This is a genomic window from Pseudomonas sp. B16120 (genome assembly GCF_044218845.1).
GTDB lineage: Bacteria > Pseudomonadota > Gammaproteobacteria > Pseudomonadales > Pseudomonadaceae > Aquipseudomonas > Aquipseudomonas paracarnis.
This window is the reverse complement of sequence record NZ_CP162588.1, coordinates 1904716-1921332: the sequence shown is the minus strand read 5'-3', so window position 1 is coordinate 1921332 and position 16617 is coordinate 1904716. Positions and strand designations below refer to the sequence as shown.

General features: G+C 60.4%; 13 protein-coding genes and 1 pseudogene. 6 read left to right on the top strand and 8 right to left on the bottom strand.

Annotated features, from left to right (window positions below; genetic code table 11):
• Nucleotides 1-44 precede the first annotated feature (44 nt).
• The 6 genes from AB4P90_RS09145 to kdpF all read right to left on the bottom strand — a co-directional run bounded on the left by AB4P90_RS09145 (nucleotide 45) and on the right by kdpF (nucleotide 8148).
• The gene (locus AB4P90_RS09145; RefSeq protein WP_014717644.1) at nucleotides 45-734 is read right to left on the bottom strand and encodes a response regulator; all 690 of its coding nucleotides are present in this window, start codon (nucleotides 732-734) and stop codon (nucleotides 45-47) included.
• Between the two features lie 131 nt (nucleotides 735-865).
• Entirely contained in the window at nucleotides 866-3517 is a 2652-nt protein-coding gene (locus AB4P90_RS09140; RefSeq protein WP_395605828.1) for a DUF4118 domain-containing protein, read from the bottom strand.
• Between the two features lie 127 nt (nucleotides 3518-3644).
• A complete protein-coding gene (kdpC, locus tag AB4P90_RS09135) occupies nucleotides 3645-4190 on the bottom strand; it encodes a potassium-transporting ATPase subunit KdpC (protein WP_395605827.1) in 546 nt (181 codons plus the stop codon).
• 92 nt (nucleotides 4191-4282) lie between these two features.
• Nucleotides 4283-6340 (bottom strand): potassium-transporting ATPase subunit KdpB, encoded by a 2058-nt coding sequence (kdpB, locus tag AB4P90_RS09130; protein WP_395605826.1) that lies wholly within the window; start codon nucleotides 6338-6340, stop codon nucleotides 4283-4285.
• A 15-nt stretch (nucleotides 6341-6355) separates the two neighbouring features.
• Nucleotides 6356-8050: a potassium-transporting ATPase subunit KdpA gene (kdpA, locus tag AB4P90_RS09125; protein WP_395605825.1), complete on the bottom strand. Its 1695-nt coding sequence runs from the start codon at nucleotides 8048-8050 to the stop codon at nucleotides 6356-6358.
• Nucleotides 8051-8058: 8 nt separating this feature from the next.
• Entirely contained in the window at nucleotides 8059-8148 is a 90-nt protein-coding gene (gene kdpF / locus AB4P90_RS09120; RefSeq protein ID WP_003218754.1) for a K(+)-transporting ATPase subunit F, read from the bottom strand.
• A 413-nt stretch (nucleotides 8149-8561) separates the two neighbouring features.
• Between kdpF and eat the strand changes: the two genes are divergently transcribed.
• Together eat and AB4P90_RS09110 are read left to right on the top strand one after the other, a co-directional pair.
• Complete coding sequence (gene eat, locus AB4P90_RS09115) at nucleotides 8562-9926, top strand: ethanolamine permease (RefSeq protein ID WP_395605824.1); 1365 nt, start codon at nucleotides 8562-8564, stop codon at nucleotides 9924-9926.
• A 111-nt stretch (nucleotides 9927-10037) separates the two neighbouring features.
• A complete protein-coding gene (locus AB4P90_RS09110) occupies nucleotides 10038-10205 on the top strand; it encodes a DUF2897 family protein (protein WP_003172675.1) in 168 nt (55 codons plus the stop codon).
• Nucleotides 10206-10213: 8 nt separating this feature from the next.
• Here AB4P90_RS09110 and AB4P90_RS09105 read toward each other — a convergent pair whose 3' ends face one another.
• Together AB4P90_RS09105 and AB4P90_RS09100 are read right to left on the bottom strand one after the other, a co-directional pair.
• A complete protein-coding gene (locus AB4P90_RS09105; RefSeq protein ID WP_014717638.1) occupies nucleotides 10214-11062 on the bottom strand; it encodes a DUF1989 domain-containing protein in 849 nt (282 codons plus the stop codon).
• Between the two features lie 14 nt (nucleotides 11063-11076).
• Nucleotides 11077-11721 (bottom strand): GntR family transcriptional regulator, encoded by a 645-nt coding sequence (locus tag AB4P90_RS09100; RefSeq protein ID WP_323558789.1) that lies wholly within the window; start codon nucleotides 11719-11721, stop codon nucleotides 11077-11079.
• Nucleotides 11722-11816: 95 nt separating this feature from the next.
• Here AB4P90_RS09100 and AB4P90_RS09095 point away from each other — a divergent pair.
• The 4 genes and pseudogenes from AB4P90_RS09095 (at nucleotide 11817) to istB (ending at nucleotide 16535) form a co-directional block, all read left to right on the top strand.
• A pseudogene (locus tag AB4P90_RS09095) lies at nucleotides 11817-12414 on the top strand (TetR/AcrR family transcriptional regulator).
• Between the two features lie 330 nt (nucleotides 12415-12744).
• The gene (locus tag AB4P90_RS09090; protein ID WP_395605823.1) at nucleotides 12745-13725 is read left to right on the top strand and encodes a methionyl-tRNA formyltransferase; all 981 of its coding nucleotides are present in this window, start codon (nucleotides 12745-12747) and stop codon (nucleotides 13723-13725) included.
• Nucleotides 13726-14247: 522 nt separating this feature from the next.
• A complete protein-coding gene (gene istA / locus AB4P90_RS09085) occupies nucleotides 14248-15762 on the top strand; it encodes an IS21-like element ISPpu23 family transposase (RefSeq protein WP_058167704.1) in 1515 nt (504 codons plus the stop codon).
• 17 nt (nucleotides 15763-15779) lie between these two features.
• Nucleotides 15780-16535 (top strand): IS21-like element ISPpu23 family helper ATPase IstB, encoded by a 756-nt coding sequence (gene istB, locus AB4P90_RS09080; RefSeq protein ID WP_046622600.1) that lies wholly within the window; start codon nucleotides 15780-15782, stop codon nucleotides 16533-16535.
• The last annotated feature ends 82 nt before the right edge of the window (nucleotides 16536-16617 follow it).

The following is a 16617-nucleotide window of genomic DNA, read 5'->3' as shown; positions in this document are numbered from 1 at the left end:
GGAGCTGGCTTGCCTGCGATGGCGCCAGCGCAGGCACCACAGATTCAGGCACCTAGCAACCGATACCCCACCCCCGCCTCAGTCACGATAAACCGTGGCCGGGTCGGGTCATCCGCCAGCTTCTGGCGCAGGTGCCCCACCACGATCCGCAGGTAGTGGCTGTCCTCGGTATGGGTTGGCCCCCAGATGTCCTTGAGCAATTGCTGTTGGGTAATCACCCGCCCAGGGTGGCGTGCCAACTGCGCCAGCACTGCGTATTCCTTGCGGGTCAGCGCCACCTCGGCACCGTCCAGCAAAACGCGGCGGTAGGCTAGGTCTACGGTCAGCGGGCCAAAACTCAAGGCGGCTTCCTGGGCCTCTCCGGCCGGTGCCTGGCGCAACAGCGCACGCACACGGGCAAGAAACTCCTGGATGCCGAACGGTTTGGTCACGTAGTCATTGGCGCCACCGTCGAGGGCCTCGACCTTCTGACCTTCACTGGCCCGCACCGACAGCACCAGCACCGGCACCGTGGACCACTCGCGAAACTCGCGCAGCACCTGCTGACCGTCCATGTCGGGCAGGCCCAGGTCGAGCACCAGCAAATCCGGTTTGCTCAAGGCCGCCTGGGCCAGGCCTTCGTTGCCGGTGCCGGCTTCGATGACCTTATAGCCTTGGGAAGCCAGGCTGATGCGCAGAAATTTGCGGATCTGCGGTTCGTCATCAATGACAAGAATCGTCGCGGTCTGGCTCATGGTGTCTCATCAAAACCCATTAAAAAATCACCCCCCTGTAGGAGCGAGCTTGCTCGCGAAAAACCTCTAGGCACCGCGTGCATTCAGGACGTCATCATTATCGTTAACGACCTTCGCGAGCAAGCTCGCTCCTACAGGTTGTGTTCCAGGACTGGTGGTGTCGGCAACGGCAAAAACAAAGTGATGCAGGTGCCCCGCCCGTCAATGCCATCGGCCACGCTGATATGCCCACCGTGCGCGCCGACCATGCCCTGGCAGATCGCCAAGCCGAGGCCGGTGCCCTGTCCGCCTCGATCACCACGGGCAGCGGTGTAGAACATGTCGAAAATCTTCGCCCGCTCCTCCTCGGGAATCCCCGGTCCTTCATCCGCCACGGCAAAAAACAACTGCTCATCCTGCACCCCAGCGCGCAACTGCAAGCGGCCCTGGGGGGGCGAAAACCGTGCGGCGTTTTCCAACACGTTGACCAAGGCCTGCTCAATCAACGCCGCATGCACATACAACAAAGGCAGCTCCGGCGGCATATCGGTGCTCACCTGCAACGGCGCCAGCACGGCGCGCAGTCGCCCAAGGGCACTGCCGACAATATCGCCGGGCGACACCCAATCGCGTGCCAGTTTCAGCGCACCATGACCCAGGCGTGTCATGTCCAGCAGGTTCTGGATATAGCGGTCCAGGCGCTCGGCTTCATCACGGGTGCCTTCGAGCAATTCGCGGCGATCCTCCAGCGGGATGGCTTCACCCAGGGCCAGCAGGCTGTCGATGCTGCCGCGCATGGACGTCAATGGCGTGCGCAAATCGTGAGACACCGACGCGAGCAAAGCGCTGCGCAGTTGTTCGGTTTCGCCGTGCAGGCGCGCCGATTCCAGCTCCTGCCCCAGTTGTGCCCGCGCCAGCGCCTGGGCCAGCGGTTGGCTCAACGCGGTGAGTAAACGTCGACGTTGCCCGCTCAATTCCAGGCCAGGCTTGGCACTGACACCCAGCAACCCCAAGGGCCCCTCTTCACCCGACAACGGCCACCACCACCAACGCCCAAACGGCAAGGTGCCGGTGCCCATGCCGGCCGGCTGATCATGCTGCCAGGCCCAGTCGGCGGCGGCGCGTTCTGCTTCGGTGAGGGTCAACGGGCCACCGGTCTCGACCTTCCAGCCGCCCTGCCCGTCGCGATTGACCAGGCACAGGTCGAGGTCGTTCCAACCTTGCAGATGGTGGGCGGCGGCACTGATGACAGCTTGGCGGTCGGTGGCAGCGGTGAGCTTGCGCGACAGGTCGAGCAGCTCGCTGGTTTCTTCCTGGGTATCGCGCAACGCCTGCAACTGGCGGCGCTGGCGTGCGGCGAGGTTGCCGGTCAACGCTGCCATCAACAGGAAGAACAACAGGGTCAGCACGTCTTCTTCGCGCTGGATGGCGAAGGAAAAATTCGGCGGAATAAACAGAAAATCGTAAGTCAAAAACGACAGTGCCGCACACACCAGGGACGGCCCCAGGCTGCTGCGCACCGCCACCAGCAGCACGGCGGCGAGAAATACCAAAGAGATGTTCGGCAGCGCCAACGCACTGGACACGGCCCAGGCCACTGCGGCAGCGGCGAGGGTCGCCACCACCGCCAAGGCGTAATCGAACCACACCAACCCGCGTACCTCCGGCAGACGTGGCGGTGCAGGCATGTCATCGCTGTCGAGGACGTTGATTTCCAAACCGCGGGCATTGCGCAACAGGCGTGCCGCCAAGCCACCACCGAACAAGCGCCGCCGCCAGCGCATCCGTGACTGCCCCACCAGCACTAAACTGGCACGGCGTTCAACGGCGTGCTGGATCAGGGTCTTGGCCACTTCCCCAGCGCGCAGCAACACCACTTCCCCGCCCAGCCGCTCCGCCAGTTGCTGAGCGTTTTGCAGGCGCAGGCGCGATTGCTCATCCCGAGCACGGCCGTTGTCGATGTGCACCAGGCTCCAGGGCAAATGCCGACGCTGGGCCACGCGGCTGGCATGGCGCACCAGTCGTTCGGCTTGCGCATCGCCATCCACACCGACCAACAGGCGCCCACGCACTGCCGGCGCGGCCTGGCCGAGTTGGCGGTAGCCCTGGGCCAAGTCATCGTCGACGTGGGCGGCGGCGGTTTGCATGGCCAGTTCGCGCAGGGCCATGAGGTTGGTCTGGGTGAAAAACGCATCGATGGCCGCACGCGCCTGTTCGGGCACATACACCTTGCCGTCACGCAGGCGCTCGAGCAGCTCGCGAGACGGCAGGTCGATCAGCAACAGTTCGTCGGCCTCTTGCAGCACCCAGTCCGGCAGGGTTTCGCGCACTTGCACGCCGGTGATACCACGCACTTGGTCGTTGAGACTTTCCAGATGCTGGACGTTGACCGTGGTGAACACGTTGATGCCGGCGGCGAGCAGTTCCTGGATGTCTTGCCAGCGTTTTTCATGACGGCTGCCGGGGGCGTTGCTGTGGGCCAGTTCATCCACCAGCACCAGCTTTGGCTTGGCGGCGAGTAGGCCGTCGAGGTCCATTTCTTCGAGCATCACGCCACGGTATTCGCTGCGCAACAGCGGTTGTTGCGGCAGGCCGCTGAGCAAGGCTTCGGTCTCGGCGCGGCCGTGGGTTTCGACCACCCCAGCGAGCAGGCGCACGCCCTGGCGGAGTTGGGTATGGGCCGCCTGGAGCATGGCGTAGGTCTTACCCACACCGGGCGCGGCGCCGAGGAAGACTTTAAGCCGGCCACGGCCGTCCCGGGGCAGATCGGCTAACAGGGCATCGGCGCGGCCGGCGTCGCTCATGCTCGGGGGTTCCTTCAGGTATTGATGGAGAGTCTTCAAGGCCGCCATCGCGGGCAAGCCCGGCTCACACAGTGGAATGCATTCCAAATGTGGGAGCCGGGCTTGCCCGCGATGGCGGTCGCAAGGCTTACAACGTTTCCAAAGCCATGTTCAGGGCCAGGACATTTACGACGGGCGGGCCAACCAACGGGCTTTCGATGTGCTCATCCAGCAACCGCTGCAAGGTCGACACCGGCACATTTCGCGCCGCCGCCACTCGCGCCAGTTGATAGGCAATCGCCTGCGGTGGCAAGTGTGGATCAAGGCCGCTGCCGGAGGTGGTCAGCGAGGCCAGTGGCACCGGGCCCTGGCCAGGCACTGACTGCTTGCTGGCGTCCTCGAATATGCGAGTCGCCAAGGCCGGATTGCTCGGGCCCAGGTTACTGGCACTGCTGGACACTGTGGCAAAAGCACCGGCTGACGGGCGTGGGTGAAACCAGCTGTCGCCGGTAAAGTCCTGGGCGATCAGGCTGGAGCCACGCACCTTGCCGCTGGCGTCGCGCACCAGGCTGCCATTGGATTGATCGGGGAAGGCCACTTGGGCCACGCCAGTGACTACCAGCGGGTAGGCCACGCCGGTGATCAGGGTCATGAGTACCAGCAAGCTCAGGGCTGGGCGGATGATGTTGGACATTTCAGACTCCTCAATTCAGTGGTGCGGTGGGACGCGGAGCGTCCGGGGCGGCGGCGTTCCCACGCGGAGCGTGGGAACGATCAGCGGCCAGGTCAAACCAGGTGCAGCGCGGTCAGTAGCATGTCGATGGCCTTGATGCCCACGAACGGTACCAACAGCCCGCCCAGCCCGTAGATCAGCAGATTGCGCCGCAACAACGCCGCCGCACTCGCCGCCTGCACGCGCACACCGCGCAGGGCCAATGGGATCAGCACCACGATAATCAGCGCGTTGAACACGATGGCCGAGAGGATCGCGCTCTGTGGGCTCTGCAAGTGCATGATGTTGAGCACGCCCAGTTGCGGGTAGATCGAGGCGAACAGCGCCGGCAGGATCGCGAAGTACTTGGCCACGTCGTTGGCGATGGAAAAGGTCGTCAGCGCGCCACGGGTCACCAGCAGTTCCTTGCCGATCTGCACCACGTCCAGCAGCTTGGTCGGGTCGCTGTCGAGGTCGACCATGTTGGCGGCTTCGCGCGCGGCCTGGGTGCCGTCGTTCATCGCCATGCCGACGTCAGCCTGGGCCAGCGCCGGGGCATCGTTGGCGCCATCGCCACACATGGCAACCAGGCGTCCATCGTTCTGCTCATGGCGAATACGCGCGAGTTTCTTCTCTGGCGTGGCTTCGGCCAGCACATCGTCCACCCCCGCTTCAGCGGCAATCGCGGCGGCGGTCAGCGGGTTGTCGCCTGTGACCATCACGGTACGAATCCCCAGCTTGCGCAACTCGGCAAACCGTTCGCGGATACCGGGCTTGACCACGTCCTTGAGATGGATCGCCCCCAGCAACTTGCCATCGGCGCACACCAGCAAGGGCGTGCCGCCGCTCTGGGCGATCTTGTCGATTTCCCGCGACAGCGCAGGCAGCAGATCGCTGCGTTGCTGGCCGATAAACGTCAGCAGCGAGTCCACCGCGCCTTTACGGAACACACGGCCCTGATAGTCGACACCGGACAAACGGGTCTCGGCGCTGAAGGGCACGGCGGTCAACGCCTCCAGGCTCGGCTCGGCCTGGGGGTGCAAGGCGCGCAGGTATTCAACGATGGACTTGCCTTCCGCCGTATCATCCGCCAGGGACGCCAGCAGCGCGCCTTCGGCCAATTCGCGGCCACTGACGCCAGGCGCGGACACCACGGCCGAGCAACGACGGTTACCAAAGGTGATGGTGCCGGTCTTGTCTAGCAGCAACACATGCACATCCCCCGCCGCTTCCACCGCGCGGCCAGACTTGGCGATCACGTTGAGACGCACCAGGCGGTCCATGCCGGCAATCCCGATGGCCGACAACAAGCCGCCAATGGTGGTGGGAATCAGCGTCACCAGCAGTGCGACCAGGAACACCAGCGGCAAGCTGCCATTGGCAAAGTGGGCGAACGGCTGCAGGGTCACCACCACCAGCAGAAAGATCAGGGTCAGGCCGATCAGCAGAATATCCAGCGCAACTTCGTTGGGGGTTTTCTGGCGTTTGGCGCCTTCCACCAGCGCGATCATACGGTCCAGGGTGGACTCGCCCGGGTTGGCGGTGATGCGGATGAGCAGCCAGTCCGACACCAGCCGCGTGTTGCCGGTGACGGCCGAACGGTCGCCGCCAGACTCGCGGATCACCGGGGCGGATTCGCCGGTAATCGCCGCTTCGTTGACCGCCGCAATCCCTTCGACGACCTCGCCGTCACCGGGGATCATTTCCCCGGCGGCAACACGTACCACATCGCCCTTGCGCAGGCTGGTGGCCGGCACCACCTTGAAGCTGCCATCGGATTCCTGGCGTCGGGCGCTCAAGCCTTCGCTGCCCGCCTTGAGGCTGTCGGCGCGCGCCTTGCCGCGGCCTTCGGCCAGGGCTTCGGCGAAGTTGGCGAACAGCACGGTGAACCACAGCCACACCGCGATTTGCACCGCAACAAAGGTGGGCACGGTGGTATCGGGCACGAAGCACAATACGGTGGTGAGGATGGCGGTCAGCTCCACCACCAGCATCACTGGCGAGCGTTGCAGTTGGCGTGGGTCGAGCTTGACGAACGCCTGGACCAGCGCCGGGCGCCAGAGAGCCGAGATGGCGGTTTTGGCAGGCTCCTGGGGTTTGACCGGGGCCGCGTTTTTTGCAGGCATATTCATTTTCATATCCCTTAACTAGAAGCCCATGCTCAAGTGTTCAGCGATGGGACCCAACGCCAGCGTCGGCAGGAAAGTCAGGCCGCCCACCAACAAAATGGTCACGGTCAACAGGGTCACGAACAGCGCACCATGGGTGGGGAAGCTGTTCTGGCCAATCGGCGCGGCTTTCTTCATCGCCAGGCTGCCGGCCAGGGCCAGTACCGGGAGGATGTAGCCAAAGCGGCCGATCAACATGCCCAGGCCCAGCATCAGGTTATGGAACGGGGTGTTGGCGCCGAGGCCGGCAAACGCCGAACCGTTGTTGGCACTGGCCGAGGTGTAGGCGTACAGCAATTGGCTGAAGCCGTGGGGGCCAGGGTTACTGATAGCGCCCGCCGGGCCCGGGAGGCTGGCAGCGATAGAACTCAGCACCAGCACACCAACCGGCATCACCAGCAGGGTCACCACCAACAATTGCACTTCCCTGGCCTGGAGTTTCTTGCCCAGGTATTCCGGGGTGCGGCCGATCATCAAGCCGGCAAGGAACACCGCGATCAACACGTTAAGCAACATGCCGTACATACCGGCACCGACACCGCCGAAGATCACTTCGCCGACCATCATGTTGACCAGCGCCACCATCCCACTCAGAGGGCTGAGGCTGTCTTGCATACCATTGACCGAGCCGTTGGACGCCGCGGTAGTGGTCACCGACCACAGCACGGTACCGGTGGTGCCGAAGCGTGTTTCCTTGCCCTCCAGCGGGGCGGTTTGCTCTACGGCCGGGTTGTTCAGGGTTGGGTTGGGCTGGTATTCGGACCACAGCGACGTCGCGCCGCCGATCAAGAACAGCGCCAGCATGCACGCGAGGATCGCCCGGCTCTGGCGCAGGTCCTTGACGTAATGGCCGAAGGTAAACACCAGTGCCACCGGGATCAGAATGATCGAGGCCACTTCAAACAGGTTGGCCCAGGCGGTCGGGTCTTCGAACGGATGCGCCGAGTTCACGCCGAAGAAGCCACCGCCGTTGGTGCCCAATTGCTTGATCGCAATCTGGCTGGCGGCCGGGCCCAAGGGAATCACTTGGTCCACGCCCTGCATTGTGACGGCATCAACATAGTGGGCGAAGGTTTGCGGCACGCCCTGCCATACCAGAAACAGTGCGAGCACCAGGCACAACGGGAGCAGGCCGTAGAGGGTGGCGCGGGTCATGTCGACCCAGAAGTTACCCAGGGTCTGGGCAGATTTGCGCCCGATCCCACGGCAAAGTGCGACCAGCACGGCCAGGCCGGTCGCGGCGCTGACGAAGTTCTGCACCGTGAGGCCGGCCATCTGACTTAGATAACTTAGGGACGCCTCACCGCTGTAGTTCTGCCAGTTGGTATTGGTCATGAAACTGACGGCGGTATTAAACGCCAAGGTCCATTCCTGGCCCGGCAGGTTTTGCGGGTTCAGCGGGAGGGAGCCTTGAAATAACAGAATAGAGAACAGCAGCAGGAAGCCGGCGAGGTTGAATGCGAGCAAGGCCAGCATGTACTTCTGCCAGCTTTGTTCCTGCTGTGCGTCCACACCCGACAGGCGATAACAGGCGCTTTCCACCGGCCCCAGCACCGGGCTGAGCCAGGTGCGCTGGCCCTCCATCACCTTGTAGTAGAACCGCCCCAGGAACGGAGCCGGCACCAGTACCACGGCAAAGAAGGCGATGATCAGCCAATAGTCATAACTGTGCATAGCCGCTCCTAGTTCCGATCCGCGCGTAACAGCGCAACCAGCAGATAAATGAACAGCGCCACGGCCAATAGCAGTGACACCCCGTCCAGAACACTCATGGAAGTCTCCCCGTCTTGCGGCGATTGCCGCGTGTGGGGGCATTGTCCGCAGGAGGGGTGTAAAGGAACGAGAGCGAGGTGGTGGGTGGGGCGTAAAGATGGCGTAAAGAGTGGGTTTACGCGGGGTTTACAGCGGGATTTGCAGTGGCTGGGAGGGCCTCTTCGCGGGCAAGCCCGGCTCCCACATTCGACTGCGTTCTTTCAGTTAACACTCGGTCAAGTGTGGGAGCGGGCTTGCCCGCGAAAGCGCCCGCCAAGTCACCACCGCACTTATGTGGTGCAACTCATGCCACATTCAAACGCCAAACCGTCCCCCCGGCGACATAGGCACTGCTTTACGACATAGTTCTGAGGCTTGGCATAACCACTGCAACACCTTGAATCATTCCAAACGGTTCAGGGAGCACCCCACAATGGACACACAACTCAAACCCACCTTGGGCACCCTGCACCTATGGGGCATCGCCGTCGGGCTGGTGATCTCCGGCGAATATTTCGGCTGGAGCTATGGCTGGGGCGTCGCCGGGACCTTAGGGTTTCTGGTGACATCATTAATGGTCGCCGCGATGTACACCTGCTTTATCTTCAGCTTCACCGAACTGACCACTGCGATTCCCCACGCCGGAGGCCCCTTTGCCTACAGCCGTCGCGCCTTCGGTGAGAAAGGCGGCTTGATTGCCGGCCTGGCCACTTTGATCGAATTCGTCTTCGCCCCGCCCGCGATTGCCCTGGCCATTGGCGCGTACCTGAACGTGCAATTCCCGGCACTCGACCCCAAGCACGCCGCCGTCGGTGCATATATCGTGTTCATGGGCCTGAATATCCTCGGGGTGAAACTTGCCGCCACCTTTGAGTTGGTGGTCTGCGTGCTGGCCGTCGCCGAACTGCTGGTATTCATGGGCGTAGTCGCCCCGGCGTTCAGCTTCAGCAATTTTGCCCTCAATGGCTGGGCCGGTTCCGACACCTTCAGTGCCCCGGCGATTGCCGGTATGTTTGCCGCCATCCCCTTCGCGATCTGGTTCTTCCTCGCCATCGAAGGCGCGGCCATGGCCGCCGAAGAAGCCAAGGACCCCAAGCGCACCATTCCGAAGGCCTACATCAGCGGCATCCTCACCCTGGTGATCCTGGCCATGGGCGTGATGTTCTTCGCTGGCGGGGTGGGTGACTGGCGCACCCTCTCGAACATCAACGACCCACTGCCCCAGGCGATGAAAACCGTGGTGGGTGACAGCTCCGGCTGGTTGCACATGCTGGTATGGATTGGCCTGTTCGGCCTGGTGGCAAGCTTCCACGGCATCATTCTCGGCTACTCGCGCCAGTTCTTCGCCCTGGCCCGTGCCGGTTACCTACCGTCTTTCCTGGCCAAACTCTCACGTTTCCAGACACCGCACCGGGCCATCCTCGCCGGCGGCGTGGTGGGCATCGCCGCCATCTACAGCGACGGCCTGATCAACCTGGGCGGCATGACCCTGACCGCCGCGATGATCACCATGGCGGTGTTCGGTGCCATCGTCATGTACATCATGAGCATGCTCAGCCTGTTCAAACTGCGTAAGACCGAGCCACTACTGGAACGCACCTTCCGCGCGCCGGGCTACCCCATCGTGCCGGGTATTGCGCTGGCGCTAGCGGTGGTATGCCTGGTGGCGATGGCCTGGTTCAATGCCTTGATCGGGCTGATCTTCCTGGGCTTTATGGCGGTGGGCTTTATCTACTTCCAGATGACCGCACAAGACCGCATCGATGCGCCGGCGGATGCAATGTTGACCGGACAGTAGCGCCTATGAGGCAGAACGGGCCTACACTGAACTACTCAGAAAGCCCGTCACTCAAAGCAGTGATTACCGTGGGAAAATTCTCCCACGAACCTCTGCCTCAAGGAGCGTCTTATGCCGTGGTATGCATGGTTGATTATGGTAGTAGCGATCGGGTCGATCGTCGGTGGCCTGATGATGCTGCGTGACAGCGCCAACAAGGTGGAACTCACCGACGAACAACGTAAACGCGTAGCCGAGCGCAATGCGCAGGCAGATGCCAAGGATGCGCAGGATCGCTGAATCTTGCGTTACTCCCAATCCGCCTTGGCAATATGCAAGCCGTGCTGCCCCTTGTAGGCAGCACGTTCCGGTTGGCTCCAGCCATTGAGCAACTCATCCTCCAACCGGTAGATCTCCACCCCCAACGGACGGCACACCGTCAGCGGATCCTGCGCATCCGGCCCCCACATCGGTAGCGACAAATCCCCGCCAGGGCACGTCGACAACGCACAGAGCAGATCAATCTCGGCAAAAAACTCCAAGTAATCGCCCTTCTTCGCCGGACAGGCTTTCATAAAGTACATGTCATCCTGATTGAGCCCGGTGCACTGAAAAATATTCAACACGTCATGCACATCGAACTCCGTCAGCCCATGGGGCAATACCGCACGCGTCAGGTTCGAGTGGCAATGGTGATGAAAGTCCTCCCCGGTCAACATACGGTTCACATAGGGGTCGCATCGCGTGCCCAACAAATCGTGCAAACGCCCCCCGTGCTCATCAATGCCGTAGCTGGCCAGGCTGTCATCGGTGATCGTGACCAAGGGCCGTAGAAAAGGCAGGTTCGACCACAACCGATCATGGGTGCTGACATGGGCGCCTTGAAGCTGCCGGGTGCGCGCGGCCCACAAACGTTCGCGTGGGTCGTTAGCGTTCCAGACATTGAAATCCCCCACCTGCGGACCCACCGGCGTGGTCACACGAAACACATGCCCCGCCGGCACCTTCCACGCCCTCCCCGTGCGGATCGGCACCTCGAACTGTTCGATCAACGTGCGCTGGGTTTTCTGATCACGAATGCGCTCATAGAACGCCGTATCCACCTGCAACGCCGAACCTTTGCTGACCTGGTACGCGGCGGGATAGTCTTTGTACATGGGGCACTCCTCCATCAAGGTTGATCAAACAAAGCGAGAGAAAGGTGTTCCGAGTCATCCAGGTACAGACTCATCGCCTCGCTGGCGGCCTGGGTTTGGTTGCGGGTTAGCAATGTGTATATCTCATGGTCACGCTCCAGCCAGGGTGATTGGAAACGTTGCTCGTCAGGCGCGGCGCAGAACGCCAGGCGCAACTGGGCAATCACCTGGGCGAAGAACTCGTCGAACAACGGGCTGCCCATCAACGCGACGATCTGTTGGTGAAACGCCAGGCTGTGAGTCGCCACAGCCCGCCAGTCTTCGCGCTCCCAGGCCAAGTGTGTAGCGTCAATGGCGTTTTGCATATGTGTCGATTGAGCGTCCGTCAGCGGGCCGCTTTGGGCTATGGCCTGCAATTCCAGGGTGCGGCGGACTACGAAGAGGTCACGCACTTCTGCTCGCTCCAAGCGCCGAACCATGACGCCCTTGTTGCGGACATAGCGAGTCAGGCCCTCCTGGCCGAGACGATGCAGCGCCTCGCGAATCGTATTGCGGGATGCGTTGTAGGCCTTGACCAGATCGACCTCGATCAACGGCATGCCTGGTAACAGCCGGCCGCCTATGATGTCGGCGCGCAGTTCCAGGGCGATCTGGTCGGCTAAGGATAGGGTGAGTGGCATCGTTACCTCGAGATTGTTGAACAATCACTGAGTTAGTTGGAACCATGTTTCATGCCAACGTTGCCTGGATGGGTAAAAACGTGCTAATCCGTTAAATGCGCGCCTGTTCACGAGGCGGTTCCACACACTACTCATCAGAACATAATGCCCAGATGCACCACCGCATCATCAAGGAAGCCGCCATGCGCTTTCGCCGCGACGGCATCGGAGCCACTGGCCTGCAGCCGCTGATGAAAGCGTTGAACCTGACACACTGCGACTTCTATGCGCATTTCAATCCAAGGATATACTGGTAAAAAGCCCTGAAGCCTGCGGCGGCGGAACAGGATGCGCACTGCGAGATGCCGTTCAGCCAGGAGCGGTACCTAGACATATTTATCGACAGTATTTGTCGCAGTGGCGCAGACTTCTTAGGATCACGGATGTCCGTTGCCGACCATGTCTTTAGAGGTGGGGCTCAGAGGCCTACACAACCCGACCACAGACGCGGTGCTGGACGCACGGTTGAAGCAGGTCGAAGCGGCGTTGGGTGATAGTGCCAACGAACAGAGACTAGTGGTGATGTCCACGCTGGTGGGCGTGTTGATGTTGGCCAGGAGTATAGGGAATGATCAGTTATCCACGCGCATCATGGATGTGGTGCGCGAGAGCTTAAAGACCCGAGCACTAGCTAAAGGGAAGGCCGGTCAATGACCGTAATGCGGTTCACGTAACTGAAGTAATTTCATTAAAGGGCCCCTTGAAAAGCCACAACATCACGAACGAGCGGATCAGGGCATAGCTGGTGGGGCTGGAGGCTAACGATTGACTCTAACATCCAAATTATTCAGCCCACTTTCAAAATTCATAAATGCTCATGTATACTAATAAAAATAAATACTTTCAGATCATGAGGTATGGGTAGCATGGCAAAGCTATCACTGAGCGCTTCGGCTCAAAAGCCTAACTACCAGCCCACTAGACAACATAAAAAACAAGTCACCAATCATCATGAAACGCAACTTTTGCAAGGATAAAAACCATATGCCTAAAATGGATGAACCGTCGCTACGAATACTTATAATTACACAAGGCTTATCTTCGATCGTTGAGCCATTGTTCAACTCAAAGCACACTATTGTAGGCGTCATCGAATCAGCAGCAAGAAATCAAAAGAAACACGGATTCTCCAGTCTAATACGAAAACTTGTATTCGGGTTATCAGGCTATATATTTAACTCACCATCGCTTAAAAAATATTGCTCAAAAAAACTGATCAATTATCGATTCATGTTCTCGAGCAACGACCAACACCTAGAAGATTTTGTTCACACTTCCAACCCCGATGTCATTGTTGTTTATAGCATGTCTCAGCTCTTAAAAAGCAATATCTATAACTTACCACGACTGGGCACGATAAACCTTCACCCGTCTTACCTTCCTGATTACCGCGGGCCAAATCCAGACTTCTGGCAATATTATGATTGCGAACTTTCTCCCGGCGTTACGATTCACTTTATAGACGATGGTGAAGACACCGGAGACATCATATACCAAGATCGAATCAACATTCCTCTTGGAACTAAATCACCGGATCGATCGCAAAAATTAGTAAGAGAGTTGGGCATTACGCTTTTAATGAAAACTTTGGATGCCCTATTATCCAACTCGGCGCCCCGAATATCTCAACCAAAAAACTCACCCACGGTACGTGCAAGAAACCTGAAACCCTCAGAACATGGAGATTTAATCAAATGGGATGATTGGTCAGTTGATCGTATTTGGCATACGCTTCGTGGTACAGAGCAGTGGTTAAATGCAATAGAACAACCTCGAGGACTTCATTATGGTCAGCGCTGGACAGTAGAGAACTTTGAACTCATGGCAACCCCTAACCACACTCCAGGAAAAATATATAAAGAAAATGGAAAAACTTTTCTGGTATGTCGAGACGGAATCATAAACCTGAGCAGTTCGTTCAACACAAAAATGCTGATAAGAAAATTAATACTCCCCATGATATAAAAAGCCGCTTATGCAATGAGAGTTTTAAATTATTAAAAGGGTGCGAGTTTAAGTAAAGCGGAAACGCTCCACAAAGCCAAAATTCAAAGCCAGAATCTAATGACCAATGCTGTGCTCCGTTTTTTCTCAGGAGCCAGTCGTCAAGTCGCGTCCAAGCGCCAACGTCGAAAAGGTGTAGCTATGAACCCACCTAGCCAAAGTCAGGCTGAGCATTTAACCATGCATCTGGGACGTGCAGTACCACGGCAGCAGGGCTTCGTAATTTCAGCTGATGACGCCTGCGGCGGATGAACTTTAGAAAGCGAATCGGGAGCACAGTGCGGATTCCACGGTCATCTGGCCACCCATTCCATAAGCATCTGACCACCGATTCCACGGTGATCCGGCCACCCATTCCACGCGTATCCGACCACTGATTCCACGGTCATCCGGCCACTCAACCGGGCAGGCAGTAACGCAGGATTTCTTCACTACCATCGACCTCTTTTTCGAAGCAGAGAGGTCGTCGTGGAGCGTTTATCCATGCGTAAGATTCGCGAAGTACTTCGTCTCAAGTTCGAGGTCGGGCTATCGGCTCGCCAGATTGCCGTCAGCGTGCAGATCGGTCGTGTCACTGTCGGCGATTACCTCAACCGCTTTGCCGCCAGCGGTCTAGCCTGGCCCTGTTCGTTGTCCGATTCCGAGCTGGAGCAGCAACTGTTCCCACCGCCCCCTGCGGTGCCCAGCGAGCAACGGCCATTGCCCGATTGGTCTTGGGTGCATGCCGAGCTACGCCGGCCGGGCGTGACCTTGGCGCTGCTCTGGCAGGAGTATCGCCTGAGCCAGCCGAAAGGCTTTCAGTACAGCTGGTTCTGCGAGCACTACCGAGCCTGGCAGGGCAAGCTGGACGTGGTGATGCGCCAGGAGCATCGCGTCGGTGAGAAGCTGTTTGTCGACTACGCCGGGCAGACGGTGCCGGTGATCGACCGCCACAGCGGCGAGATCCGCCAGGCGCAGGTGTTCGTCGCGGTGCTTGGCGCGTCCAGCTACACCTTCGCCGAAGCCACTTGGTCGCAGCAGTTACCGGACTGGCTGGGCTCCCATGTCCGCTGCTTCGCCTTTCTCGGCGGCGTGCCGGAAATCGTGGTGCCGGACAACCTGCGAAGCGCGGTGAGTAAGAGCCATCGCTACGAGCCGGACATCAACCCGAGCTACCGCGATCTGGCCGAGCACTATGGCGTGGCGGTGGTGCCGGCGCGGGCGCGTAAGCCGCGCGACAAGGCTAAGGCTGAGGTCGGCGTGCAGGTGGTCGAGCGCTGGATCCTCGCCGCGCTGAGGAACCGCCAGTTCTTCTCCCTGGACGAACTCAACAGCGCCATCGCCTTATTGCTGGAGCGGCTCAACCGACGACCGTTTCGCAAGCTGCCGGGCTCCCGGCACTCGGCCTTCGAAGCCCTGGATCGTCCAGCGCTGAGCCCACTGCCGGAGCAGCCCTACGTCTATGCCGAGTGGAAGAAGGCGCGCGTGCATATCGACTATCACGTCGAGGTCGATGGGCATTACTACTCAGTGCCCTACCAGTTGGTGAAGAAACAGCTGGAAGTACGGCTGACGGCGCGCACCGTCGAGTGCTTCCACGCCAACCAGCGGGTGGCCAGCCACCTGCGCTCGCCACACAAGGGCCGGCATAGCACACAGACCGAGCACATGCCCAAGAGCCATCGCGAGCATGCCGAGTGGACGCCGCAACGGTTGATCCGCTGGGCCGAGCAGACCGGGCCGCACACCGCCGGCGTGATCAGCCACATCCTCGAACGGCGCATCCACCCAACCCAAGGCTACCGGGCCTGCCTGGGCATCCTGCGCCTGGGCAAGACCCATGGCGAAGTGCGCTTGGAGCTGGCCTGCCGACGCGCCCTCAGCCTCGGCGCGTGCAGCTACAAGAGCCTCGAATCGATCCTGCGCCAGGGGCTGGAAAACCTGCCGCTGGCCCAGCAGCACCTGCCCCTGCTGCCGGACGACCACGCCAACCTGCGCGGCCCCGGCTACTACCACTGAACACAAGGAATCCCACCATGCTGCCCCATCCGACCTTGGACAAGCTCCAGACCCTGCGCCTGACCGGCATGCTCAAGGCACTCGCCGAGCAACTGAAAACCCCCGACATCGACAGCCTGAGCTTCGTGGAACGCCTCGGCCTGTTGGTCGACCGCGAACTGACCGAGCGCGACGACAAGCGCCTCAGCAGCCGCCTGCGTCAGGCCCGGCTCAAGCACAACGCCTGCCTCGAAGACATCGACTACCGCAGCCCGCGCGGACTCGACAAGGCGCTGATCCTCCAGCTGAGCAGCGGTCAGTGGTTACGCGACGGACTCAACCTGATTATCAACGGCCCGACTGGCGTCGGTAAGACCTGGCTGGCCTGCGCCCTGGCCCACCAGGCCTGCCGAGAGGGTTACAGCGTGCGTTACCTGCGCTTGCCGCGCCTGTTGGAAGAGTTGGGCCTAGCCCACGGCGACGGGCGCTTCGCCAAGCTGATGAGCGGCTATGCCAAGACCGACCTGCTGATCCTTGATGACTGGGGTCTGGCCCCGTTCAACGCGGAACAGCGCCGCGACATGCTGGAGCTACTGGACGACCGCTACGGCCAGCGCTCGACCATCGTGACCAGCCAAATGCCAGTGGACAACTGGCACGAACTGATCGGTGATCCGACTCTGGCCGACGCCATCCTCGACCGCCTGGTGCACAACGCTTATCGGATCAACCTCAAGGGTGAGTCGATGCGCAAACAGACGAAGAAATTGACGACACCGGGCACCTCAGACTAACAATGCCCCCCCTGCGTCGCTGCGCTCCGACTGCCCGGCCGGATGGCCGTGGAACAGGTGGCCAGATGGCCGTGGAATGCCT